This is a genomic window from Aquimarina algiphila (assembly GCF_947494415.1).
Classification (GTDB): Bacteria; Bacteroidota; Bacteroidia; order Flavobacteriales; family Flavobacteriaceae; genus Aquimarina; species Aquimarina algiphila.
The window spans coordinates 319,388-344,888 of the sequence record NZ_CANLVC010000010.1 but is presented as its reverse complement, the minus strand read 5'-3'; the positions used below and the strand labels follow the sequence as shown (position 1 = coordinate 344,888).

The window sequence follows — 25,501 nt, the reverse complement described above, 5'->3', positions numbered from 1 at the left end:
ACTTTTTAATTAGGGATTTGTATCACGGCCTTGAAGCCTTTATCTTTTTCTGAATCAAAGATAAGAGTTCCACGTATAGCCTCAATACGCTTTTCTGTATTCCGAAGTCCATTTTTGGATTTTACATGTTCTTCTGCCATCCCTACACCATTATCTGAATATTTAATCTGTAATGTATTATTTGTATTAGAAAACATTAATTTAACTAAACTCGCTTGACTATGCTTCTGCATATTCGTCATTAATTCCTGTAGCACTCTGTATACAGTTAGTTTTATGGTTTTATCCATATCATTCCAATCCATTTTATCAAACCCAATGACAATCAATCGAATACCATTCTGCGCATAGTTTTGTAGCATGTTATTCAATTCTTCAGCATAGGCCTCCCCGGTTTCGAATTCATTATTTTCACGGGATATATCTCGTGCTCTTATATAAGTACTATTGAGTTTATCTTTAATTTGGGGGTCATGTGGATCATTCTGATATTGCAACATCACCTGGAAAATATCATTCCCCAGCTCATCATGTAAGCGTTTAGAAATACGAGTCTCTGTTTCATAACTAGCTTCAAATTGTGCTATTTTATTTTGCTGGTTGAGATGACGCATTTGTTGTCTAAAAAAGTAAACCACGAACCCAATACCTGTAAGTAATAATAAAATCCCAAGTAGATATATTGCGTTTTGATTACGAACTCTGGAGATTTTCCTGTTTTTCCGTTCGTTCTCCTTTAGTAGGTTTTCATTCTCAAACCGTGTGGGTGCATAGATTTCTCGTGTCTTTTTTCTGAGCTCCATGAGCTGAAGGCTTGCTTCTTTAAAACGTTGATGGTCTTCTAAAGACTTTGGATCCAGTTCTGTAATCAAAGTCAACACTTCCAATAATGCTTCATAGTCACCAACATCTTTTATTGTTTGATAAGCTTTATGAGCATGATATTTTGCTTTTTCTATATCTTTATTTCTATAGTACTTAGTGAGATGTATATAGCTTGCAAATAAGCCTAATATACTTTTTCCTTGTTCCCTTATATTGAGGGCTTCTAAGAGCATCTTTTCACTTTCAGAATTATTAGGATTTTGAAGGAATTTAATATGTCCAATATTACTTAAGATTTGTGCATATCTCATTCGTTTTTGAAGTACATCCTGATCCTTCAACAATGATTGTAAAATATCAATACTTTCATCATATTTTTTTTGCCCAGCCAAAATATTTGCACGCGTATTTTTAAAAATGGGTAGATTCTGAATTCCAATCCTATTTTTAGCAATTGAATCGTTAAGTAAGTTTAGAACTTTAGAATTCCAAAGCAAAGCTTCTTGAGGGTTTTTTAGTTGATTAAAAGATATTGATATACTGTGATACAATCCGGATATTATTTTGTATTCTGAAGAGTTTTCTAAATATTTTAAGCCATCAGTAGCTGTTGTTTTACTGGCATTATGATCTCCTAATACTCTTTGAATATTAGACATTGCCATCAAACATCTCCCTGCGTTGATACTATCCTTTATATTTCTACTAATTTTAAAAGAATGATTATAGTACTCGAAAGCTTCTAAATAATTATCTAATTTTTTGTTATAAAACCCTAGTCTATACAATGCTTTAGCTATGTAACTACTATCCTTATTTTGTTGAGCAAGTTCCAACAGTAAATACGATTGGTCAATCGCTTTTTGAGGCCCCTCATATTTATTAAAAAGTTTTGCTTGTAAAGAAAGTCCTTTATATCGTAACGAGTCCATTTCTAATTTCTTGGCTCCTTTTAAAAAGTTAATTAAAGCTTCTAATTGTTTTTCCTTAGTTTGGCTAGTATTAGAAGCAATCTCAAAATAAAAGTTTAAAGAATCAATCTTCTTTTGTTTTACTAAAGAAATATGACTACTATTTTGATTATCTGGACTGCATGAATTATTTAAGAATATTAATATTATATATAAAAAGAAGAGGGATGTAACAGTCCATTGTTTCATCCCTCAAAAGTACTAAATTAAATTATGATGAGTTAATTTTCATCTTCCTCTAATCCTTCATCTTCTCCAGTAGTATTTAACACCTCAGTATGTAGTTTTTCATTTTCTGTAACACTATCATCGGGTGTACATGAAGTAAGGTTAACGCATAGGAGTAGAGCTAATAATAATATGTGTTTTAAGGTTTTCATTGTGCTAAATTTTTTGTTTTCCAATTGTTTGGGGTACGCCCATAGGTGTCAACCCCAGATTGATATACTACTGTATACCCATACCTATGGGAATTAATTGATCGTTTTTGGGAAAGTGAAATCCTATACAGTCACCATACCCTACTTTCCCCTTTTTTGGGTAGCAGTGAGCTGTAATTGGATTTTTTTGGTGGGTCAGTTTTCTGTATTCTCTATACAATCCAGGTGTAAACCAAACATTTTATTAGGCTCACATATACTGTGGGTATCGATTTTTAGATATACTCCGTTTTTAGGGATCATTTATCCCAAGAAAACGTTATATAGATCTAAAAAATCTACATTGCTATAAAAAATACTGACTATTGATGTCGGTAACAGTTAGAGTACATAATCAAATACTAAGTGATTCTAAATAGTAGGTATATCGTTGATTATCTTGGTTCGTTCTTCAAATTAGCATGCTAATATGATCTATTGATTGCTCCTAAAGAAATCGTTGTTTTTATTACTATTTTTCAATTTGTCTTGGGAGACAAACTCAATCGCTTATAATAATTACTCTTATAAAGCTTATGAAACTATAGCTTTACAAGAAGTGTAACTGCCTTTGATTACTACTTCATCTTCATGGAAATTCTTACTTATAAAGTGAAGTGTTTTTTCCAGTTCTTTGTTACCATCAGATTGGGTCATCTTTTCTGGAAGAGGATTTACAACCGAAGTATATAAACCCATTCCAAGGATGCTTCCGAATACATCGGCTAACAGGCAATTTCTGATCTCCTGCTCCTTGTTATAAAATTTATTATACTTCATTGTTTTTGTCTTTTTTTGTTATTGTTAATCGTTCTACAAAGATGCGAATATTTTTTAATATACGCAACTATTTTTTGAGCTTATTTTACTGAAAATCAAATAGTTAAACTACAAATTAAGCATAGAAATCCCTGTCCGTTTTACAACGAATTTTGGGTGTTTTGGTAATTATCTGTATATATGATACTTACTTTCCAATTTCTATTTTTTATGTACTAATCAATCTTTATTCATTCATTTAAAAAGTTTTACAATTTTGTTTTAATTCATTTAATTATAATTGACATTTCAATTCTTTTTATAGTATACTTACTATTCTACTTCATGATTTAGAATAGATCTTAAGGTTTTATTTTACTTTGCATCAAAAAATACTCCATAAAAAAAGCGTCCAATATATTGGACGCTTGCTATTCTGTATTAGTTTTCTAATTTATATCATTCTAAAAAATGATTAAAATAGCTACATAGCGTCCGATCATCGATAGATACTTCAGTAATCCATCGAGTATCACCTGTATTAAACAGTGACTTTATTATGATATGTATACTATTTGGTTTCATTGTGTTATACAAATATTAATGATTCTAGTATTATTTTCCAAATTAAATCTTAAATATTTCTAACACCTATTATATTTTAGATACCACAGAATAAAAAAAACCAACTGTTTGAAGCAAGTTTAGTTTTTATGAGACTTGATATGTAGAAGTCGAGCACATCAAAATTGTTATCATAAACATATTAGAATTTCCTTTTTCATTTAAGTTATAATAGATAGTTTTGTTAGGAATCATTTTTGACAAAATTTATGGCTTTAAACACTCAAAAAATACCAGTAACGATAATTACTGGTTTTCTAGGATCTGGTAAAACAACGTTAATACATAAAATCGCTAAAAATGCCAATGGTAGACGATTAGCAATTATCGTTAATGAATTTGGAGAATTAGGAATGGATGGTGAGATCCTAAAAGGAAATGATTGTGGATGTGAAGAGGAAAATATACTCGAATTGAGTAATGGATGTCTTTGCTGTACAGTTCAAGAAGAATTTCTCCCCACAATGCTTCAGTTAATGGAGCGTAAACAAGATATTGACCATATCATTATAGAGACTTCGGGGTTAGCATTGCCTAAACCATTATTGAAAGCGTTTAATTGGCCGGATTTAAAACCTCAAATAACAGTAGATGCAGTAATTACAGTTGTAGATTGTGTAGGACAAGCGACTGGAGAAATTTGTGATCGAGATAAAGTACAATCTCAACGTTTGGATGATGAAAACTTAGATCACGAATCTTCTATCGAAGAATTATTTGAAGACCAACTTTCTTGTGCAGATCTTATTGTAATGACCAAATCTGATTTGATTGATGATTCAGCATATAAACAAGTACATGATATTATTCAGAATCGTGTAGGGGACAACATAAAATTAATTTCTGCTGTAAAAGGAGATATTCCTGTAGAAGTATTATTAGGAATCGATGCTAAGGCAGAAGATCATGTGGATAGTAAACATTCTCACCATGAAAATCATCATCACCATGATCATGATCATGACCATCACCATGATCACGATCATGACGAAACCATCAATTCTATAGTAATTGAAGTGAAAGCCCCACATACTCCCCAACAATTAGTTGATACGCTAAAATCACTAGTGGTTGAGCATCATATCTATCGAATCAAAGGGATTATTCATGTTCCTGGAAAACCTATGCGTATGATAGTTCAAGGAGTAGCTGATAGATTTGAGAATTATTTTGACAGAAAGTGGGCTGATGACGAAATAAAAGCTACACGATTAGTAATAATAGGAGAAGAAATAGAAGAAGAAAAATTACAGCAAGCGTTAGAACAAAAACTAATGACAACTATAGAAGCCTAGTCCTATGAAAATATATACACGAAAAGGAGACACTGGCATGACAGGTGTTTTTGGAGGAAAAAGAGAATCTAAGGATTCAGCTCGTATTGAATGTAATGGAGCATTAGACGAAGCCAACTCTACTATCGGGTTACTGCGATCAAAATTAGGCAATGATCATGAATGGCAACAAAACTTGCATAAAATCCAAAAGGATTTAATGGATATGATGTCTCATTTGGCAAGACCCTCTGATTCTAAAAAAGAAAACCCTAATCCAAAACCTATAGATGGAGCCGATTTTTGCGAACAATGGATGGATGATATGGAATCTAAAATAAGCTCTCCTTCAGATTATTTTCTACTACCAGGTGGAAACGAAATTTCAGCACTATGCCATGTATGTCGCACACAGATTAGAAGAGGAGAGCGCAGATTGGTAACGTTAATGCGCGAAGATCCTGCATCTGTAGAAGAATATGTAGTCGCTTATATTAACAGATTGTCAGATTTGTTCTTCACCATGGCCAGAGCCGAAATGGATAAAGCAGGTGTTGCAGAAGAAAAATGGCAACTCTTCTTATATAAGCGAAAAAAGAAAAAAACGACATAATTTTGAATAGTATATACGGAATTGCCTTAGGGCCAGGAGATCCAGAGCTCCTTACCCTAAAAGCTTTACGAATATTAAAAGAAGTAGATCTTATTTTTTATCCCGGATCAATCACAGACGGAATAAAAAAAAGTTTTGTGTTTCCTATTCTAAAATACCACAAGTTAGAAAACAAAGAACTAAGAGGTTTCTTTTTAAAAATGTCGAATGATAGAAAACAGGCTTCAGAAATTTATGACTCCACAGCAAAAGAAATTCAGGAAGCGTATCATTCAGGAAAAAAAATAGCCATTGTTTGTGAAGGAGATATTAGCTTATATGCCTCTTTCTCCTATATATTGGCCGAACTTCAAAACTTACAATTACCTGTATCATTAGTCCCTGGAATCAATTCTTTTTCTTTAGGAGCAGCGCAACATAGGATTCCGTTAAGTTTGCTCAATGATAAAATAGTTGTTATCCCCAGAGTTAAACATATCACAGAAATCACTACATATTTTTTAGAGTTTGATACCGTGATATTAATGAAAATAAGATCTGGGTGGAGTAATTTTCAATCAGAATTAGCAAAAAAAGATTGGAAATGTTACTATTGTGAACGTTTAGGAACCAAGCAGGAATATATAACAACAGATTTAACGACACTGACTCATAGAGAAATACCATATTTCTCTTTATTAATTATTAAAAAATGATCAAAGTTGTAGGGCTTGGCCCTGGACATTCAGACTATATTATCCCGATGGCTACACAAGCAATTTCTGAAGCTACGGTAGTAATTGGGTATCACTATTACTTTCAATTCATACAACATCTGGTTCATCCTGATGCTTTATGCATCGGAAAAGAACTTAGTGAGGAGGAAAAAAGAGCAGAAATTGCAATACAACATGCCTTAGAAGGAGAACATGTGGTCGTGATTGGTTCTGGAGATGCTAGTATATATGCAATGGCATCTATCGTATATCAAAAAGTTGCTGAGCAAGCATTAGATATTCCTATAGAAACAGTACCTGGGATTTCTGCTTTTATTACAGCAGGGAGTAAACTGGGTGCAATACTAGGTCACGATTTTTGTTGTATCTCATTATCTGATTTAATGACACCATGGACAACTATTGAGAAACGTATTCGCGCTGCGGCAATGGGTGATTTTGTAACAGGGCTATATAACCCTAAAAGCAAAAAACGATACTGGCAACTTCAAACTTTGCAACGTATTTATCTGGAGTATCGCTCCACTGAAACACCAGTTGCTATCTGTAAACAATTAGGAAGAACAGAAGAAGAAATCAAGATCACAACCTTAGGAGATTTTGATGTCAATGATGTGGATATGTTTTGTGTAGTACTTATAGGGAACAGTCAAACGTTTAACTATAGAGATCATTTGATCACTCCAAGAGGCTATTTAAACAGGAAACCAGAAACGGGATCAGAAATTCAACAAGCTAGTTTTTCTGAAATAACAAATAATATACCTCAAAACACACTAGAAAAAGATGCCCTTTGGGCGGCTATACGATGCATTCACACTTCGGGAGATTATGAGTACATCAAGTATTTGAAAACTTCAGAACAGGCAATAACAATTTGGCATAAATATCTTCAGGCTGGAGGTACAATTGTGACCGATGTTACTATGGTTCAAGCTGGTATCACAAAAGGGTATATTTCCAAATATAACAATAAAGTAGTATGCTTATTAAATGATCCTGAAACATTAAAATTAGCTGAAGAAGAAGGCTTAACAAGAACACAAGCTGGTATAAAACTAGCAGCAAAAAAATATCCAAAGGCATTATTTGTTATTGGCAATGCTCCAACTGCATTAATTGAAATCACGGATCAAATCCAGGAAGGCACCCTATCTCCAACAGGAGTTATCGGAGCGCCTGTAGGGTTTATCAATGTCATCGAATCTAAAGAAAGATTAAAAACAATAACAGAGATCCCATATGCTCTGATTACAGAAAAACGAGGAGGAAGTAATTTTGCTGCAGCTATTGTAAATGCAGCTTTTACTCTTGAACAAGCTAAACTATAAGTATTATGGAGGAACAACCACAACGCATATTTACTAAAGAAGAGCAACAGTTACTCGAAGAAATCTTGGCACATCGAAGAGATGTTCGAGGAAATCATTTTCTAAATACTCCTATTCCTCAAAACGCTATTGACACTATTTTAGATGCAGCGCTTGCAGCTCCTTCTGTAGGCTTCTCACAACCTTGGGAATTTGTATTAATTAAAGATCAAACCACAAAACAAGCAGTAAAAGCAACTTTCTCTGAAGAGACACAACGAGCAGCTCTGTTGTTTGAAGACCAAAAACAAAAAGAATATATCAAACTTAAGTTAGAAGGGATTGTAGAATCTCCTCTAAACATAGCTGTATTTTACAAACCAAAAGATGGCCCTGTACTAGGACAAACTAGCATGCCTAATATGGGAAAATACAGTGTAGTTTGTGCAATACAAAATATGTGGCTCATGGCTAGATCTCTCAATATTGGAATGGGATGGGTAAGCATTTTGGATCCTGAAAAAGTAAAAACTGTACTTAACGCTCCCTCTGAGAATCAATTAATCGGTTATTTATGCTTTGGATATACTGATATGTTTTATAATCAACCTGAATTAGAACTCAAAAAATGGGATCGCAAAAAACTCCAAAAAGACGTAGTCTTTGAAGAAAAGTATAAATCTCCTTAGATTACAGAATATTATATTGACATTATGATGATTTTTCATGTAATAGGTATCGCAAATAAGACACCCAGTTTCACGATAGAGCAGCAACAGGTGATTCTTAACACTGCAATATTCAGCGGAGGAAAACGCCATTATAAATTAGTCAAAAACAAACTTCCAGAAAATCATAAATGGATTCACATTGCATCACCAATGGCAGATGTATTTAATGCTTATCAAAAAGCAAACGAACCTATTGTCATTTTTGCCTCTGGAAACCCTTTATTTTATGGATTCTCAAACACATTACAACATAAATTTCCTAATGCAAAAATTATAACCACACCGTATTTTAGTTCAATTCAACTACTTGCCAATGCAACAAATACAAATAGTAATCAATTACAAACTGTAAGTGTTCATGGAAGAAACTGGAATGCTTTTGATGCTATTCTAATTCAGCAAAAAGAATTGATCGGTGTATTAACCGATACAGAAAAAACTCCGACCATCATTGCGCAACGCATGTTAGAATATGGTTATTCGAATTATGAAATCATTATAGGAGAAGATATTGAAGGGGATCGGGAACAATTTCATGAGTTGACGTTAATAGAAGCTTCAAAAAAAATGTTTCATCCATTAAACTGTGTGCTACTCAAAAAGAAATTTCATCGTACTATTGATTTTGGAATAAAGGATCTTGATTTTATAGGTTTGACGAATAGGCCAAATATGATTACTAAGATGCCTATTCGACTAACAACATTACATCTTTTAGAGGTTATAAATAGTAACATACTTTGGGATATCGGATTTTGTACCGGATCTATAAGTATTGAAGCAAAACTAAAAAATCCAAACCTCGAAGTCATTGCTTTCGAAAAAAGACAAGAATGCGAACGTATTATCATAGAAAACCAGAAACGTTTTGGTGTTCCTGGTGTTAAGATAGTAATTGGAGATTTTTTTGAACAAGACCTTAATCAATTTCCAAAACCAGATGCTATTTTTATTGGCGGACATGGTGGTAAATTAGAAGAACTCTTTCTCAAAATTCATCCTTTTCTAAAACCAGAAACCAATATTGTCATTAATACAGTCAAAGAAAACTCAATAGAACTGTTTAAAAAAGGTTGTTCAAAAATCGGATACAGTATCAATAATACTCATAAAATAAGCTTGGATTTACATAATACAATTACCTTACTAAAAGCCAAAAGGGAAATAAAATGATAAAAAAAATATTCTTCTGGGGTTGTGTTTTAATCGGATATACAGTTTTTGGGCAGGATATTGTAAAAAAAGAAGTTCTTAAACAAGAAGTAGATACACTACATTTTCAACCTGGAAACTTCACCACAGTAAGGCAAATTTCAGTACGTATAGGTGCAGGGTTACAAAATGATTTTTATTCTGAAGTTGGAGCAGCATTACATACCTGCAGATATGGAGATACAGGTTATTTTTCTAAAGCTTATTATGCAGCTTTAGAATGGATGCCTGATCAAAACAATGATATTTATGGCATAAAAATCGGTTACGAGACAAGTGCTTTATTATTAATTACAGGCTTAGAAATAAAATATCAAACAGATTTTAAAATAAATGATATTGTAATCACTCCAAAAATAGGTTTAGGTATATTTGGTGATGCCAATATATTTTATGGATATAATATATCTACAAATAACACCCCTTTTTCTAGAATAAGGAATCATCAATTTTCGATTGTATTTAATTTAAATAAACATTTTCTAAGATATCCTTAACCAATATCTTTGACAATTAAAAGGTCCTAATAACATACGCATGTCAGAACCCATTATAAAAGTTGCAATACTCTGTTTTACAGATCATGGATTATCTATAGCTAAAACATTACAAAAAGAGTTTTATCGTTCCAAAATTCTCACAACCAGAGATACTACTTCCAGTAAGGATATCAAACAGATTGATTCTGTAGCCGAGCTAATGAAAAATTCTTTTCACAACTATGATGCTTGGATTTTTATAGGAGCTTTGGGTATTTGTGTTCGTAGTATAGCACATCATATTGAGGACAAAACTAAAGATCCAGCTGTTATTAATATAGATGATCAAGGAAAATTTGTCCAGTCGGTATTAAGTGGTCATATTGGTAGAGCAAATGTTGTTACCAAACAAATAAGTAAAATACTAGATGCACAAGCTGTAATATCTACTTCGAGTGATTTGCAAGAATTATGGGCATTAGATACACTTGCAGAAAGATATCGCTGGAAAGTAAAAAGTTCTATTAGCACCAATGAAATTATCTCTTTGTTTGTAAATAGAAAATCAACTGCACTGATCCTAAAAACCAAAGACAAAGGAACTCAATACCTCGAAAAAACATGTCCAGATTTTGTTGACATATTTTACAACCTCGATGATTGTGATATAAATGAGTACGAGTTACTAATTTATATAGGGTATGAAGTTTTTGATAGTAAAACTCCAATAATCTCATATTATCCTGCTTGTATTGCAATAGGAAGTGGTTGTGCTAAAGACATAGAACCTTCATTATTAATCAAGGGATTAGAATCTGCATTAGAAAAAGAAAATGTCGCTATAGAAAGTGTATATGCTATCGGATCTGCAACAATCAAGAATAAAGAGCAAGCTTACCTTGATTTTGCAAAACAATATAACATCCCATTTATAACATATTCAGGCGAAGAACTTAATACTATTACCGTAGCTAACCCATCAGAAGTAGTAAAAAAGAAAGTTGGAGTATATGGCGTTTCTGAAGCAGCAGCTGCTTTGATTGCTGATCAGTCAACTTGGCTTACAGAAAAAACAAAAGTGTTGACTCAATCAGGTAAGAAATTCACCTATGCTTTTAGTTTATTAAGCGTATATGAACGTAAAGCTAGTATTGCTATTGTAGGTGCTGGATCTGGAGATCCAGAATTATTAACTCTAAAAGGGCAATATATTTTAGAAAATGCGGATTGTATTTTATACGCAGGTAGTTTGGTCCCAGAAGCATTAACTCATATGGCAAAAGAAGGAGCTTTGGTTCGTAATTCTGCCTCGATGACCTTAGAAGAACAAGTAGCAATAATAGATCAATATTATGGTCAAGGAAAATCCATTGTTCGATTACATTCTGGTGATCCTTCAATTTATGGAGCGATACAAGAACAAATGACCATTTTTGACGAAAAAGGATATGAATATTATATCGTTCCGGGGATTTCATCATTTCAGGCTGCGGCAGCGCATCTAAAATCAGAATTTACTATTCCCGAAATAGCGCAAACTATTATCCTTACCAGAGGTGAAGGTAATACTCCAATGCCAGAGCATGAGAAAATAGCAGATATGGCAAAATTGAGAGCTACCATGTGTATTTTCTTAAGCGTGGGTATCGCAAAAAAAATACAGGGGCAACTCTTAGAACATTATCCAGAAGACACTCCGTTAGCCATATTGTATCGAGTGAGCTGGCCAGATGAGCAGGTATGGACAGGTAAACTTTCAGAGTTAACTACAATAATTAAAGAAAATAAACTCACTAGAACGGTTATGATTGTAGTAGGAGAAGCTATTGGAGCTCGAAAAAATCGCTCTTGGTTGTACGATGATAAATGGCATCATATTTTTAGAAAAAAAGAAAAAACAATTCAATCCTGATGATACTTGTATTTGGCGGAACTACAGAAGGTAAACGTGTTGCTAAAACATTGGATGAACTAGATATTCAATACTATTATTCTACTAAAACCAAAGTAGAGTATATTGGAAAAGGAATTCCGATATTTGGTGAAATGACTACAACGTTATTAGAAGCTTTCTGTAAGAAACAGAATATTACTCATATCATCAATGCTTCTCATCCTTTTGCGATACAATTACATCAAACCATTGCTAATATTTCTCTGGAATTACCTTTAATACGTTTTCAGAGAAAGCATTCTCCCAGAACTTTACATCGACTTGTTTCTTATGTTGATACCTTTGAAGAAGCCATACATCATTTTAATAAAAACCACTATCAATCATTACTTGCTCTATCTGGAGTACAAACTATTATAAAGTTAAAAATGTATTGGAAAACCCATCCTACTTGGTTTCGAATTTTGGATAGAGATTCTTCCCGAGCAATAGCTACAGCAACTAACTTTCCTATAACTCATTTACTATTTGGGTATCCACAAACTAAAAATGAAGAAATAGCTTTGTTTACTAAAATAGCGCCAGAAGTAATTTTCACCAAAGAAAGTGGAAATAATGGAAAATTAGAAGAGAAAATACAAGCTGCATTTGCTGTAAATATTCCTATTGTTATTTTAAAAAAACCAGAAATTTCTAATAGGTATCTTTGTGTTGATACAGCAGATGAATTAAACAAGTTAGTAACTTAATTTTTGGGAGAACTAAAAGACATACCAGATAAACCATTACGTAGAGGTTATACTACAGGAGCTTGTGCAACTGCTTGTACAAAAGCAGCTTTATTAAGTTTAGTCACTCAACAAAAAATCAAAGAAACACAAATACAATTACCTATTGGGGAAACGGTTACATTTCTGGTTGAGTTAGTTTCACTCACCCAAAAAGAAGCTACATATTCTACCATAAAAGATGCTGGTGATGATCCTGATGTAACCCATCAGGCAGAGATTATGGCTACTGTCAATCTTAATACCGCGGGGGACATTATTTTTAAAAGAGGAGAAGGGGTTGGACTAGTAACACTTCCCGGGTTAGAAATCTCTGTAGGAGAACCTGCTATTAATCCAGTACCCAGGGAAATGATGAGCATCGTTTGCAAAAAAATACTATCTGATTACCAACTCGAAACTAATGGTGTGACAATCACAATATCTGTAAAAAACGGCGAACAATTAGCAAAAAGAACACTTAATAGTCGTCTGGGGATTTTACATGGAATTTCAATTTTAGGAACCACCGGCATTGTGACTCCTTTTTCTGCTGCCTCTTACATTGCTAGTATTCGACAAGGAATAGATGTTGCCATAGCTAATGGAAAAACTCAATTGTTAATTAATTCGGGGGCACGTAGTGAAAAAATGTTGAAAGCATTATTTCCTGAAATTGATGATATTTCATGTGTGCACTATGGTAATTGGATACAAGAAACTTTTGAGAAAATTGACAAATCCCCGCAGATTACTAAAGTATTTATGGGTATAATGTTAGGTAAAGCAGCAAAATTAGCACAAGGTAATACCAACACCCATAGCGGGAAAACAACTTGGGATAAAAACTTCATTCATCAACTGGCTATAGAAGCAGGCTATCCAAAAGAAATTGCCAACAAAGTTTTATCACTAAATATGGCAGGACGTCTAAGGGAAATTTTTACTTTTACAACCCAAGAAAAATTTTATCAAAAACTAATAGAACGATGCCATTACCATTGTCAGAAAATAGCTCCAAAAGTGCAGCTTCAAATATATTTGATCAATAATGATGGAATCCATATAGCATATACTTTATGAACATAATGAATCTTGCCCGACCGCTAATCGCAGGAGTATTACATTCTTTTGAACCCGATCATATGTCCGCGGTTTCTGTATTGGCAGCAGAAAATGCTATTAAGAAGAAAAAAGTATCTTTCAAAACTGTATTTACAGCATCTCAGTGGGCATTAGGACATTCTGTTACTTTGTTAATGTTTGGTGGAATTGCGCTAGTATTTAGAGCGGCGTTGCTCACTTTTGTTGAAAGTATTTCCTTCTGGGCAGAATTTTCTGTTGGTCCTATTATGATTTGGCTAGGTGTAATGGCAATTCGTAGAAATCATAAGATCAATGCAATGATGGCTGATCATAAAAAAATAGAAGCCCATGAACATCTTGCTAATAACCCTATTCATTTACATGGTAAAACCGGTGAAGAAATAGCTATGAATCCTATCAATCGATCTTTTTGGATCGGTATGCTCCATGGGTTAGCTGGAACTGGAGGTGCACTTACCTCAGCACTTATTATTAGTGCTGATACTATATCCGATGCAATATTAATCCTAATTGTAGAGTCTATTGGTATTATTTTCTCTATGGCTGTCTATAGCTATGTCCTTATTTTTACCATGAGCCGTTTTATAGAACGTAATATATCCGTTTTTAAATGGATGAATGGTGTAATTGGTATTATTTCTATACTAGTTGGATTGATGGTATTACAAAGTGTACTTTTTTAATAATTCAAATAATTTTGTTTATCACGTTCTAATCAAAAAATCACTTCAATGGAACAACCAAACTTATCAGAGATTAATAAGCTATCTAATGGGGATAAAATTTTTGAAGAAAAAATTTTTAATGTTATCAAAAAAGAGTTCCCGTTAGAAAAAGATCAATACTTCAGTAATTTGGAGCATAAAAACCTTATAAAAGCTGCAGAAGACGTCCATAAATTAAAGCACAAAATCAGTATTCTCGGACTTGAAAAAAGTTATGAAATTGCTACTGATTATGAAAACAATTTAAAAAAAGGAAGTTACAATCTAAAGGAAGATTTTGAAAAAACTCTACAAGTGATCACAGAATATATAAATACGCTATAATTTATACCTATTTCCTTTTAGCCATACCACTTACCTAACCTTGGATTTGACTTTAAAGTTATAATAATAAGCAATTTGGGCAAGCTGCCCCACAATTTTCACAGAATCTTTCATAGATAGTTTGGAACCATCTGCATGTATCCAACGTTTAAGAGGTTGCTCACATATATAGGAAATTGCTTTTTCTCTTCCATAAAATTTACGCATCTTCATAAAAATCTCTACATCAAACAACCATTTTGTTATAAACTTCTCTCGAAACATTTCATTCGCTATTTCTTTATCCATGATTTTAGCTCCACATTGTGTATCATTAAAAGACATGCTTAAGATATTTCGAATAATCAAATTAATGGTTTTACTGATAATTTTTCGTGCTGACTCTTTGGTAATGTTTGCTCCCATCCTACTCATTCTGGAGCCGCTTACAATTTTAAACTTGGAAGATTCTATAGTTTTAACCAAATCATCAAAATCTTTAAAATCTGTTGATAAATCAGCATCCAAATATCCTATATAGTCTAACTGTGAGTCCTTGGCAAGATGAAGAACCCCTTGTCTTACTGCTTCTCCTTTTCCACCATTTTTAACACAATTATAGACACTAATGTTATCTTCTCTACCTTCAGATAATTTTTTTAACACTTCTAATGTATTGTCTGTACTTCCATCATTAACAAAACATAAATGGTATCCTAGATTACTATGGGTAAAATCAATGAATTCTTTACTTAAAATTCTTTTTTCTTCGTTATAACAAGGTATTACAACACCAACACAATGTCTTTGTAACATTTGACCTTTAGAACTATTGTCTAACTTTTTTTTAGATTTTATACCAAATATTCTCGCTATTCGTGCCGAAATTTCATTCAGAGATAATGGCTTTTTCATATAATCATCTATCCCCAGATCAAATCCATCTACGATAGTATCCTCATTGGTATTACCAGACATCACCAAAATCTTAACATCTGACTTTTTTTCTTGACGAATATTTTCAATTACTTCAAGACCAGACATTCCATCCATATTAATATCAACGATTACAATATCTGGTTTAAAACTATCAAAAAGTTCTAATCCGGATTGCCCATCACTGGCACATTTAATAGTGTATCCTATATCAGACAGATGTTTTTCTAAGGATAATAAAACAAGTTGTTGATCATCTATTGCCAAAATTTTTTTCATTCAAAGTAGGTTTTACGATATAACCATCCAATACATTAATACAGAATATATCGTTGTTCAAAAACTAAATAGGGGTAATTAGAAAAATGGGGATTTTAACGTACACGAACCTTATCGACTTCCGTATTCGTTTACATTTTGACAAGAAATAACTAACTCTTTGTTATCAAAGAAAAGTAATAACTATTCTAAAAATAGGAAATTATTGGGGAATTAAGTTTGTAAAATATTTATATTTTAAAAAACACTTCTTAATTTTTGTCGCATTTAAATCAAAATTAGAGATGTGTTTCAATTTATTTCTATCATAATTCTCATCTATTTTTAAAGATTTATTTCTTAATAAAGACAAAAGGTAAAATTCCTAACCAAGAATACCCAGGTTTTAAAGTGCTAACCAGAAAAACAGCGTCATGTTTGTCCTCTAGCTTTTTTTTAATTTAATTTGTTTAACAAAAAAGAAGAGGAAAGAAAATTCGAACTATTCAAAAAATAATGGATGTTGTATATTCTTCAGAAAGAGTATGGTGCCAGGTGTGTTTATTTTTATCTTAGAGGCCTAATTTTGAAAAAAGGGTGTTGCTTATACCATATGCACCAAACTTTTCAATTGATGAAAGTTCTATCAAAACAGGAATAAATTATTTTCCATCAAAGATTGTAGAAAGATTAAATGATTGAACTTATAAAAAACCTTAATTCATAACTGTTATAAATCCGTATTTTTACATTTCATATAAAGATACAGATGCCATCAAAATATAGTTATCCTTTTACTGCAATACCAGCTCAAGAAGATTTGAAATTATGTTTACTACTCAACCTAGTAGATCCTAGTATAGGAGGAGTTCTGGCTACAGGTGATAAAGGAACCGCTAAAACAACCATGGTACGTGGATTGAGTCAATTAATGGGAAGTGATTTTCCATTTGTGAATCTACCCATTGGTGCTACAGAGGATAGAGTACTGGGGAGTATTAATCTGGAAGCTTTAATTAATCAAAAAACAACCGTTGTCGATAAAGGTTTATTAGCACAAGCTCATCTAGGTTTTTTATATATTGATGAGGTTAATCTATTAAATGATTATTTAATGGATGTTTTACTAGATGCATCCGCAACAGGTGGTTATCATCTGGAGCGAGAAGGAATCTCCCAATGGATGGACAGTCGTTTTTGCCTGGTAGGCACTATGAATCCAGAAGAAGGTTCGTTACGTCCTCAGTTATTAGATCGATTTGGTTTGAGTGTTACAATTCAAACCCCTACAGACAAAAAAATACGTTCTCAGATAGCAATGCAACGTCTTACCTTTGATAGTGATCCTGTTGGATTCTATCAACAATTTGAAAAAAAAGAACAATCTATTAAAGAACAGGTCCTTTTAGCAAAACAGCAATTACAAACCATTCAAATTCCTGAAAGTGTTCAAGAACTATGTGCAGCATTAACAATTACTAACCAGGTAGAAGGAATGCGCGCAGATATTTTGTTACTCAAAACTACCAGAGCTTATGCGGCTTATCATAATCACTCAGAAGTGACTTCAGAAATGGTAAATATCATTGCTCCTTTCGTTTTACAACACAGAGCTAAGGAATATACGCCACCAAATGATCCAGGTACTAACGATAATAATGATAAGGAAAAAGAGCAATCGCAAGAGGAAACAACACCTCAACAATCATCTAACAATTCTGAATTTCAATTACCCGAATCTGTACAACAAGGCCTGCAATTCTCTGCACCAAAAAATAACAAAAAACAAGAGATAAAATTGGATGCCCTTGATACCGTTTCATTAGCTTCTTATCCTGCAAAACAACATACCGAACTTGCTATAGTAAAATCTGTAAAAGCATATTTAAAAACAGGAATATTTAACCCTGTTTATAAACAACTCATTCAAAAGTCAACGGCTCGTATTGTATTTTTGGTCGACACCAGTACTTCTATGGCTTTAGATCACCAAATGGGGTATTTAAAAGGAATTATTGAAAAAACAATAATATCATATCCACTACAAAAGATACAATATGCTATTGTGGGGTTACACAATACAACCGCTAAAATTCTACAAGAATTCACATCTAATACTAAGCAAATTGTTACAACTAATTATCAATTAAAAACTGGTGGAAAAACCAATTTGGGTGCTGCATTTTTTAAAGTATATGAATTATTGAGATCTTTGAATATTCAAACTACACAGTTATTTATTTTTACAGACGGAAAAGCAAATACAGGAGCTAAAGACCCATTTCAATATGCTATAACTACATACAAAACATACCTTAGTAAAATACCAAAAACTACCGTTATAGATACAGAGCGTGGTTTTTTAAAATTAGGTAAAGCCAAACAACTAGCAGAGCAACTAAAACTCAATTATTCGGTAGTTTCTGATTTTTAATATTTATACAAATGTCCAAAGCATTTTTAATAGCTGCTCCATGGAGTAATTCAGGAAAAACAACACTTACCTTAGGAATACTACGTTGGTTTCTTAATCAAGGATATAGAGTGCAACCCTTTAAATGCGGACCTGATTACATCGATACCATTCATCATAGTACTGCTGCCAAAAAACCAGCTATTAACTTAGATACGGTGATGATGCCAAAGGAGCATGTGATATCCATTTTTAACAAATATCAACAAGCTACGGATATTAGTCTTATCGAAGGTGTCATGGGATTGTTTGATGGTGCTGTTAAAGATCAAGGAAGCTCAGCAGAAATTGCCAAACTTTTAGACATACCCGTAATTCTTGTTGTTAATGCGAGTAGTATGGCTTATACTATTGCTCCTATTTTATATGGATTAAAAACATTTGACCCCGAAGTTAATATAGCTGGAGTAATTTTTAATTTTGTAAAAACTGAGTCACACTATGCCTTTCTTAAAGAGGCATGTGATGTTGTTGGAATTCCATCTTTAGGATATATTCCTCCTAACGAAGAAATTGCTATTCCATCTCGTCATCTGGGGTTACATATTGATCATACTTTTGAAAATGTTATTGAGAAAGCAGCTTCTCATATAGCAAATAACATCTCTATACCTAAACTATTAGAATCTATAAAAGACACTAAAAATGGTAGGAAAGAAAAGCCAGTAAAAGAGATAACTCCTAAAACAAAAACGATTGCTATTGCTAAAGACGAAGCCTTTAGTTTTACATATTTAGAAAACCTGAAATGGCTTGAAACGATAGGAAATGTCATCTATTTTAGCCCAATACACGATACAAAACTTCCTGATGCTGATTATATTTATTTAGCAGGTGGGTATCCAGAATTACATCTTCAAAAGTTATCTAAAAATACAGCTATGAGAGCTCAGATCAAAGCAGCAGCTGATCGAGGGGTTACGATTTATGCAGAATGCGGAGGGATGATGTATTTGGGAAATACTATTATTGATGAGGATTCAGTCGCATACCCTATGGTCGGGGTTTTTCCATTGAATACTTCTATGGAAGGCAAAAAGTTGTCTTTAGGGTATCGAAAAGTAGTATGGAATGATTTGGAAATATGGGGACATGAATTTCACTATTCCAAGGTCTCAGGTGATGATACCATTCTTAGTACGGGGAAAGTATTTTCTGCAAGAGGAAAAGAAGTTCCCACAAAAATATATACCTATCAAAACGTATATGCCAGCTATATTCATTTATATTGGGCGGCAATAAACCCAAATTCTATATTAAGTTTTTTATTCCAATCTAAATCTACTTCAAATACTGATACATAAACCAATTTTGATTCTCACCGTAGCTATTGGCTACGCTTTCAAATTAAAATAGATTTGGAGCACCACTCTTTATTGTATATTTGGTTTTCATTACAAAATCCCAATACAGAGTTTGGGTTAAAACAAGAAAACCTATGCATTTAGTCGCAACCATACCCGGTGGATGGAATCCAAATGATGATGAAATTTTTTATATAGATCAGCAACCGGGCGATATTGTATTTTTAAGTGCAGGAGATACCGAAATTCATACGCTGAATGAAGCGTATAAACAATTATACGAAATAGATGGAGAATCCTTGCCAAGTTTGCGTATGACCAACCTGGTATATCTTAAACAAGAATTAACAATCGACACCTATCTGGATGAAGTACTTGAAAAGGCTAAGGTAATTGTATGTAGCATGTTAGGAGGCATTAGTTACTATAAATATTTGGTAGAATCCCTGGTTGCATTGCAAGAACGAATTGGTAATACTGTACTATTTTTACCCGCTCATGAACCCGATTTTGAATTGATGAAATTATCCTCTGCAGATATTCATATTGTGCATCAATGCAGGCAATATTTACAAGAAGGAGGAAAAGAAAATACTATTGCGCTTTTCAATTACCTACGGCATACCTTTTTTGATGCACAACTCACTATCACTCCTGCTCAATCAATAGTCGATACTTTCTTATATACTGCGGATAAAGGAATGCTTACCCAAGAGGCTTTAGAAACTTCTTTGGACACTGGCAAACCCAACGTGGTGATATTGGCATATCGCACTCATTATCTTTCTGATAATGTAGCTCCAATACATGAGATGAGTGAAGCATTACATGTTCGAGGAATGAATACTTTTGTAGTTTTCGCCAGTAACTTAAGAGATGCAAAACTAGTAGAACAAGTGCAGCAATTAATAACACATTCTGGGAAGCGAGAAGTCCATACAATTATTAATACTACAGGGTTTACCATCAAACCGATGGATGGATCCACTTTTATTTTTGAAAATCTAAAAGTTCCTGTATTACAAGCTATATTTTCTACATCTAATAAAGATGTTTGGAAGGATGGCCTTTTTGGATTACCTCCTACAGATATTGCCATGAATATTGCATTGCCAGAAATTGACGGACGTATTATAGGCCGTGCAGTATCTTTTAAAAAAGAAATAGAAAAGGATACGCTTACTGACAGTTCTATTCTAAAATATGAAGCCTATACTCCTGCCTGCGAATTTATGGCAGAATTGGTGCAGCATTGGACAACACTACAGTATAAAAAAAATAGTGAAAAGAAAATAGCCATTATTTTACCCAACTATCCTAATAAAGATAGCCGTCTAGCTAATGGTGTAGGGTTAGATACTCCAGAAAGTTGTATTGTTTTACTAAACGCTCTCAAATTGAAAGGGTATAACGTAGGAGAACAGTTACCCAAAAGTGGAACCGAGTTAATGCATTGGATCACACAAGTAACTACCAACGATGTAACCACAACAATAACCAGACCACATGCTTTGGTATTTGACCATACAGCATTTCAACAATGTTTCTCTGCATTATCAGAAGAACTCAGAAACAAAATAACTGAGCATTGGGGAACACCAGAAGAGGACCCATATCATACAGGAAAAGGGTTTATCATTTCTGGGTTTTTATTGGGAAATATCTTCGTAAGTATTCAACCTTCCAGAGGTTATAATCAGGATCCACAAGCAATTTACCATTCTCCTGATTTGCCTCCAACCTATCAATACTTAGCCTATTATTTTTGGTTACAAACAACATATGGTACTGATGCGGTGATCCACTTAGGAAAACATGGTAACCTCGAATGGTTACCTGGTAAGAGTGTGTCATTAGATCCTGAAACTTGCTTTCCGGCAGCAGTATTTGGAGCATTACCCCATTTTTATCCTTTCATTATTAATGATCCGGGAGAAGGAACACAGGCGAAAAGAAGAAATCAAGCTGTGATTATAGATCATCTGATTCCGCCAATGACTCGTGCAGAAAGTTATGGTAGTTTGATGAAGTTAGAACATTTGGTAGATGAATATTATGAAGCTGCTTCCTTAGATCCTAAACGATCTCGTGCATTAGAAAAAGAAATAGCGACACTGGTTAAAGAAACAAAACTGAATGTAGATTTAGGAATTGCTTCTGATGATGTGGATGAACTATTAGTGAAGCTGGATGGGTATTTATGTGAATTGAAAGAAGCACAGATTAGAGATGGATTGCATATTTTTGGAAAAGCACCTATTGACGAACAGTTGATTGACTTATTAATCGCTTTGCATCGTGTCCCTGGATATGGAAAGGAAGGTATTACCCAGTTACTAGCCAAAGATTTCAATATTACAGAAAATATCTTAGAGATCCCATATACAGAGGTGATGAACCTAACTATTGAAGGTACATTTTGTAAAACAGCAGGTCAGGTTATTGCTCAATTAGAAGATATTGTAAAACGATTATTGATTTCTTATTTAGAAGAAAGTAACATCCCAAAACAATACCCTCTGACTGCTCAGATGTTAGAATACATTAAATTTAACACCTTACTAAAAGTTCAAAAAACAACTGATGAATTAGACTTTTTACTCTCTGGATTAGACGGTCAATACATACCTTCTGGTCCTTCTGGAGCTCCAACCCGTGGTCGATTAGATTTATTACCTACCGGTCGAAATTTTTACTCTGTGGATGTGCGTACCATTCCTACCGAAACTGCATATCGATTAGGCGAAAAAAGCGCACAATTGATTATTGATCGATACTTACAGGAAAATGGTGATTACCCTGAAACTATTGGGATTTCTGTATGGGGAACATCGACTATGCGAACAGGAGGAGATGATATTGCTCAGGCATTTGCGTTGATGGGTGTTCGCCCTATTTGGAAAAACGTAAACCGTAGAGTCACTGATTTTGAAGTCATCCCTTTGATTACATTAGGAAGACCCAGAGTGGATGTTACCTTGCGTATCTCAGGTTTTTTTAGGGATGCCTTCCCAGATGTGATCAACCTTTTTAATGCTGTAGTTACTCGATTGGCAAATCTAGATGAACCTATCGAAGATAATCCAATTCGAAAACGTTTTTTAGCAGAGCAACAACAATGGCAAACACAAGGATTACCAGAGTCAGAAGCTTCGCAACGAGCTTTATATAGAGTGTTTGGCTCTAAACCTGGTGCTTATGGAGCAGGATTACAAGCTGTGATTGATGAAAAAAACTGGCAAACTCAGGAAGATTTAGCCAAAGTATATATTAACTGGAGTGGGTATGCATACGGGAATTCAAAAAAAGGAGTGTCTGCTCACGAATCTTTTCAGAATCGATTGCAGGCCATGCAAATCGTAATGCAGAATCAAGATAATAGAGAGCATGACATTTTGGATAGTGATGATTACTACCAGTTTCATGGTGGATTGGCGAATGCGGTGAAAACTGTAAAAGGAGATGATGCCGAGATTTATTTTGGGGATAACTCCAGACCCGAAACTCCTAAAGTAAAAACCTTAAAAGAAGAACTACTAAAAGTGTATCGATCTCGGGTGGTTAATCCAAAATGGATTAAAGGTGTACAACGACATGGGTATAAAGGGGCATTTGAAATGGCTGCTACCTTGGATTATCTATTTGCTTATGATGCGACTACCAATCTCATTGATGATTTTATGTACGAAGGTATTACCGAAAGTTATCTATTAACTCCAGAAAACAAAGAGTTTATTCAACAAAATAATCCTTGGGCATTAAAAGACATGAGTGAGCGTCTGCTCGAAGCTATACAACGTGGCATGTGGAAAAACCCATCAGATGAGATGAAACAGGAGTTAGAAGATTTATATCTTAAAGGTGAGGGTATTGTAGAATAATTTAAAAAAAAAAGGTAGACCAATGCTTCTATTGGTTCATTTATAAGTTTAGTTTTTTATTGATTTGTTATTTAATAAATCAAAAAACATCATCATGTACTTTCTCTTAAAAGAAATCGATACTAATTCTTTAAGTTTTAAATTTCTAAATTGGACTTCAATTCCGTTTGATAATACCCTAAAAAAGATACAACAGGTAATATTACTATTATCTATTCTTTTTATGATTCCATCTTGTCAATCAGATGATATCGTTTCAAAGAAAGATAAGGAATTAAATCTCGAATTAGAACAATTATACAAGTCATCACCTCTAGTTGGGTTTTCTGTATCTATTGTAGATGATAATGATGTTTTATATCAAAATTCATTTGGATATGCTGATACAAAGGAAGACAAAAAATATACAGAATATACTACACAAGCTATTGCATCCATCTCTAAAACGGTTATTGCGTTAGCATTAATGAAAGCTGTCGAACAAGAAAAACTTGATTTGGATACCGATATTAACCAATATTTACCTTTTGAAGTAAAACATCCACATTATTTAGAGAAACCTATCACAATCCGCCATTTAGCTACACATACTTCAGGAATTAAAGGCGTTCAAGAAATAGATTATAGGTCTTATATTTTTGAAAATCTTTCTGAAATTGATCTTTCCATTTATCCTCCAGAATCTAAACCTTTTTTTGACTTTGTAAAAGCAAATGTTGATATAGATGATGCTACCTATTTAGAAAAAGCACTTGCTATAGATGGCGAATGGTATGACGTTTCTAATTTTTCAATGAATGCTCCTGGAGAAAAATATGAATATAGTAATATAGCTTCAAATTTAGCAGCATATGTTATCGAACACGCAACAGGTATTTCTTATGAAGAATATACCCACCTATACATATTTAAACCTTTAGAAATGAATACGACCAGTTGGGGAAAAGATAACATAACTGCTGATACCCATGCCACATTATATTTGAATAAAGATTTAGAAATCCCTAACTATACTAGAATAACTGTAGCGTCTGGAGAGTTAACAACAAACAATTCAGACTTTAACAGGTATTTTATAGAAATGATTAAAGGGTATAATGGAAAAGGGAAATTATTATCAACAGAGCATTATAAAGAAATATTTACCCCTCAAGCAACTCATGAAGAAATAAAGGATACTACAGGGGGATTATTTTGGATAATTAATAACAAAGGTAATATTGAGCATTCGGGAGGGGGTCTGGGAATTGTTACATCTTGTCTTTTTAACCCTACTACAAATAAAGGATATTATTTTATGACTAATATATTAGAAGATGCTGTACTCAACCCTGATGTTTCAACACCAATTAATAAAATTTTGGAAACCTTAGATATATATATGGATAAATATTAGTTTAAAGGATTCAGTAACTAATAGCTGTAAAGAATAGGTTCTTTACTTTTAAATTTTTTTTCTATTATCCCCGTACTGTCGACAATTTCGATTTCATTTAATTTTATCCAGCATATCCTCAAAATCTTTTACTAATTCTGAGTCTTTGTTCCATTTAATATTTTGACCATCTCCTCTTTTTCTGGGAACAATATGGAAATGAAGATGAAATACTTCTTGTTGTGCAACTGCTCCGGAGTTGCTAATAATTTGGATATTATGAATTCCTAGTTTTTCTTCAAATAGCTTAACAACTTTCTTTACAGAAGTAATTACGCTACGTAATTCTTGCTCTGGAATATCAAAAATAGTAGTATAATGTTTTTTGGGAATGACCAAAGTATGATATCTAGTTGCCGGATATATATCAAAAAAAGCATAGGTATCCTCTGTTTCATACACTTTCCAGGATTTGGCTTCTCCTTTTACAATTTTGCAGAATATACAATCACTCATGAGTTTTTAATATAACTGTACAAATTTTA

General features: G+C 33.3%; 21 protein-coding genes. 16 read left to right on the top strand and 5 right to left on the bottom strand.

Annotation, left to right across the window (positions count from 1 at the left end; translation table 11 throughout):
* Positions 1-5: 5 nt before the first annotated feature.
* From PQF96_RS25075 to PQF96_RS25065, 3 genes are all read right to left on the bottom strand, one after another.
* Positions 6-1,985, bottom strand: a complete 1,980-nt coding sequence (locus PQF96_RS25075) for an ATP-binding protein (protein WP_271769467.1) — start codon at positions 1,983-1,985, stop codon at positions 6-8.
* Positions 1,986-2,017: 32 nt separating this feature from the next.
* A complete protein-coding gene (locus PQF96_RS25070) occupies positions 2,018-2,176 on the bottom strand; it encodes a hypothetical protein (protein ID WP_271769465.1) in 159 nt (52 codons plus the stop codon).
* Between the two features lie 573 nt (positions 2,177-2,749).
* Positions 2,750-2,995: a hypothetical protein gene (locus PQF96_RS25065; protein ID WP_109434030.1), complete on the bottom strand. Its 246-nt coding sequence runs from the start codon at positions 2,993-2,995 to the stop codon at positions 2,750-2,752.
* An 812-nt stretch (positions 2,996-3,807) separates the two neighbouring features.
* On the opposite strand from PQF96_RS25065, the gene cobW reads away from it, so the two are divergent.
* From cobW to PQF96_RS25005, 12 genes are read left to right on the top strand one after another with little or no spacing between them, the layout of a single operon-like run.
* Positions 3,808-4,893, top strand: coding sequence for a cobalamin biosynthesis protein CobW (cobW, locus tag PQF96_RS25060; protein ID WP_271769462.1), 1,086 nt, complete (start codon positions 3,808-3,810; stop codon positions 4,891-4,893).
* 4 nt (positions 4,894-4,897) lie between these two features.
* Positions 4,898-5,485 carry a cob(I)yrinic acid a,c-diamide adenosyltransferase gene (locus PQF96_RS25055; RefSeq protein ID WP_271769459.1) on the top strand — a complete coding sequence of 196 codons (588 nt, stop codon included), beginning with the start codon at positions 4,898-4,900 and terminating at the stop codon, positions 5,483-5,485.
* A 2-nt stretch (positions 5,486-5,487) separates the two neighbouring features.
* Complete coding sequence (cobI, locus tag PQF96_RS25050) at positions 5,488-6,180, top strand: precorrin-2 C(20)-methyltransferase (protein ID WP_271769456.1); 693 nt, start codon at positions 5,488-5,490, stop codon at positions 6,178-6,180.
* A complete protein-coding gene (gene cobJ, locus PQF96_RS25045) occupies positions 6,177-7,532 on the top strand; it encodes a precorrin-3B C(17)-methyltransferase (RefSeq protein WP_271769453.1) in 1,356 nt (451 codons plus the stop codon). The genes cobI and cobJ overlap by 4 nt, the downstream gene beginning before the upstream one ends.
* A 5-nt stretch (positions 7,533-7,537) precedes the next feature.
* On the top strand, positions 7,538-8,200 hold the full coding sequence (gene bluB, locus PQF96_RS25040) for a 5,6-dimethylbenzimidazole synthase (protein ID WP_271769450.1): 663 nt from the start codon (positions 7,538-7,540) through the stop codon (positions 8,198-8,200).
* Positions 8,201-8,224: 24 nt separating this feature from the next.
* Entirely contained in the window at positions 8,225-9,415 is a 1,191-nt protein-coding gene (gene cbiE, locus PQF96_RS25035) for a precorrin-6y C5,15-methyltransferase (decarboxylating) subunit CbiE (protein ID WP_271769448.1), read from the top strand.
* On the top strand, positions 9,412-9,951 hold the full coding sequence (locus tag PQF96_RS25030) for a hypothetical protein (RefSeq protein WP_109434037.1): 540 nt from the start codon (positions 9,412-9,414) through the stop codon (positions 9,949-9,951). The genes cbiE and PQF96_RS25030 overlap by 4 nt, the downstream gene beginning before the upstream one ends.
* A 40-nt stretch (positions 9,952-9,991) precedes the next feature.
* Entirely contained in the window at positions 9,992-11,845 is a 1,854-nt protein-coding gene (cobM, locus tag PQF96_RS25025; RefSeq protein WP_271769444.1) for a precorrin-4 C(11)-methyltransferase, read from the top strand.
* Positions 11,845-12,576: a precorrin-6A/cobalt-precorrin-6A reductase gene (locus PQF96_RS25020; protein ID WP_271769442.1), complete on the top strand. Its 732-nt coding sequence runs from the start codon at positions 11,845-11,847 to the stop codon at positions 12,574-12,576. The genes cobM and PQF96_RS25020 overlap by 1 nt, the downstream gene beginning before the upstream one ends.
* Positions 12,577-12,579: 3 nt before the next feature.
* Entirely contained in the window at positions 12,580-13,677 is a 1,098-nt protein-coding gene (locus tag PQF96_RS25015) for a cobalt-precorrin-5B (C(1))-methyltransferase (protein WP_271769440.1), read from the top strand.
* On the top strand, positions 13,674-14,384 hold the full coding sequence (locus PQF96_RS25010; protein ID WP_109434040.1) for a hypothetical protein: 711 nt from the start codon (positions 13,674-13,676) through the stop codon (positions 14,382-14,384). Before PQF96_RS25015 ends, PQF96_RS25010 begins: the two co-directional genes overlap by 4 nt.
* A 48-nt stretch (positions 14,385-14,432) precedes the next feature.
* A complete protein-coding gene (locus tag PQF96_RS25005; RefSeq protein ID WP_271769437.1) occupies positions 14,433-14,750 on the top strand; it encodes an Hpt domain-containing protein in 318 nt (105 codons plus the stop codon).
* Positions 14,751-14,780: 30 nt separating this feature from the next.
* Here PQF96_RS25005 and PQF96_RS25000 read toward each other — a convergent pair whose 3' ends face one another.
* Positions 14,781-15,944, bottom strand: a complete 1,164-nt coding sequence (locus PQF96_RS25000) for a response regulator (RefSeq protein ID WP_109434042.1) — start codon at positions 15,942-15,944, stop codon at positions 14,781-14,783.
* Positions 15,945-16,692: 748 nt separating this feature from the next.
* Between PQF96_RS25000 and PQF96_RS24995 the strand changes: the two genes are divergently transcribed.
* From PQF96_RS24995 to PQF96_RS24980, 4 genes are all read left to right on the top strand, one after another.
* The gene (locus PQF96_RS24995) at positions 16,693-18,357 is read left to right on the top strand and encodes an AAA family ATPase (RefSeq protein WP_271769435.1); all 1,665 of its coding nucleotides are present in this window, start codon (positions 16,693-16,695) and stop codon (positions 18,355-18,357) included.
* An 11-nt stretch (positions 18,358-18,368) separates the two neighbouring features.
* Positions 18,369-19,700: a cobyrinate a,c-diamide synthase gene (locus PQF96_RS24990; RefSeq protein ID WP_271769432.1), complete on the top strand. Its 1,332-nt coding sequence runs from the start codon at positions 18,369-18,371 to the stop codon at positions 19,698-19,700.
* A gap of 134 nt (positions 19,701-19,834) precedes the next feature.
* Entirely contained in the window at positions 19,835-23,581 is a 3,747-nt protein-coding gene (gene cobN / locus PQF96_RS24985) for a cobaltochelatase subunit CobN (protein ID WP_271769430.1), read from the top strand.
* Between the two features lie 94 nt (positions 23,582-23,675).
* Positions 23,676-24,977, top strand: a complete 1,302-nt coding sequence (locus PQF96_RS24980) for a serine hydrolase domain-containing protein (RefSeq protein ID WP_271769427.1) — start codon at positions 23,676-23,678, stop codon at positions 24,975-24,977.
* Positions 24,978-25,070: 93 nt separating this feature from the next.
* On the opposite strand, the gene PQF96_RS24975 is transcribed toward PQF96_RS24980, so the two are convergent.
* Positions 25,071-25,472 (bottom strand): HIT family protein, encoded by a 402-nt coding sequence (locus tag PQF96_RS24975; protein WP_271769425.1) that lies wholly within the window; start codon positions 25,470-25,472, stop codon positions 25,071-25,073.
* Positions 25,473-25,501 lie beyond the last annotated feature (29 nt).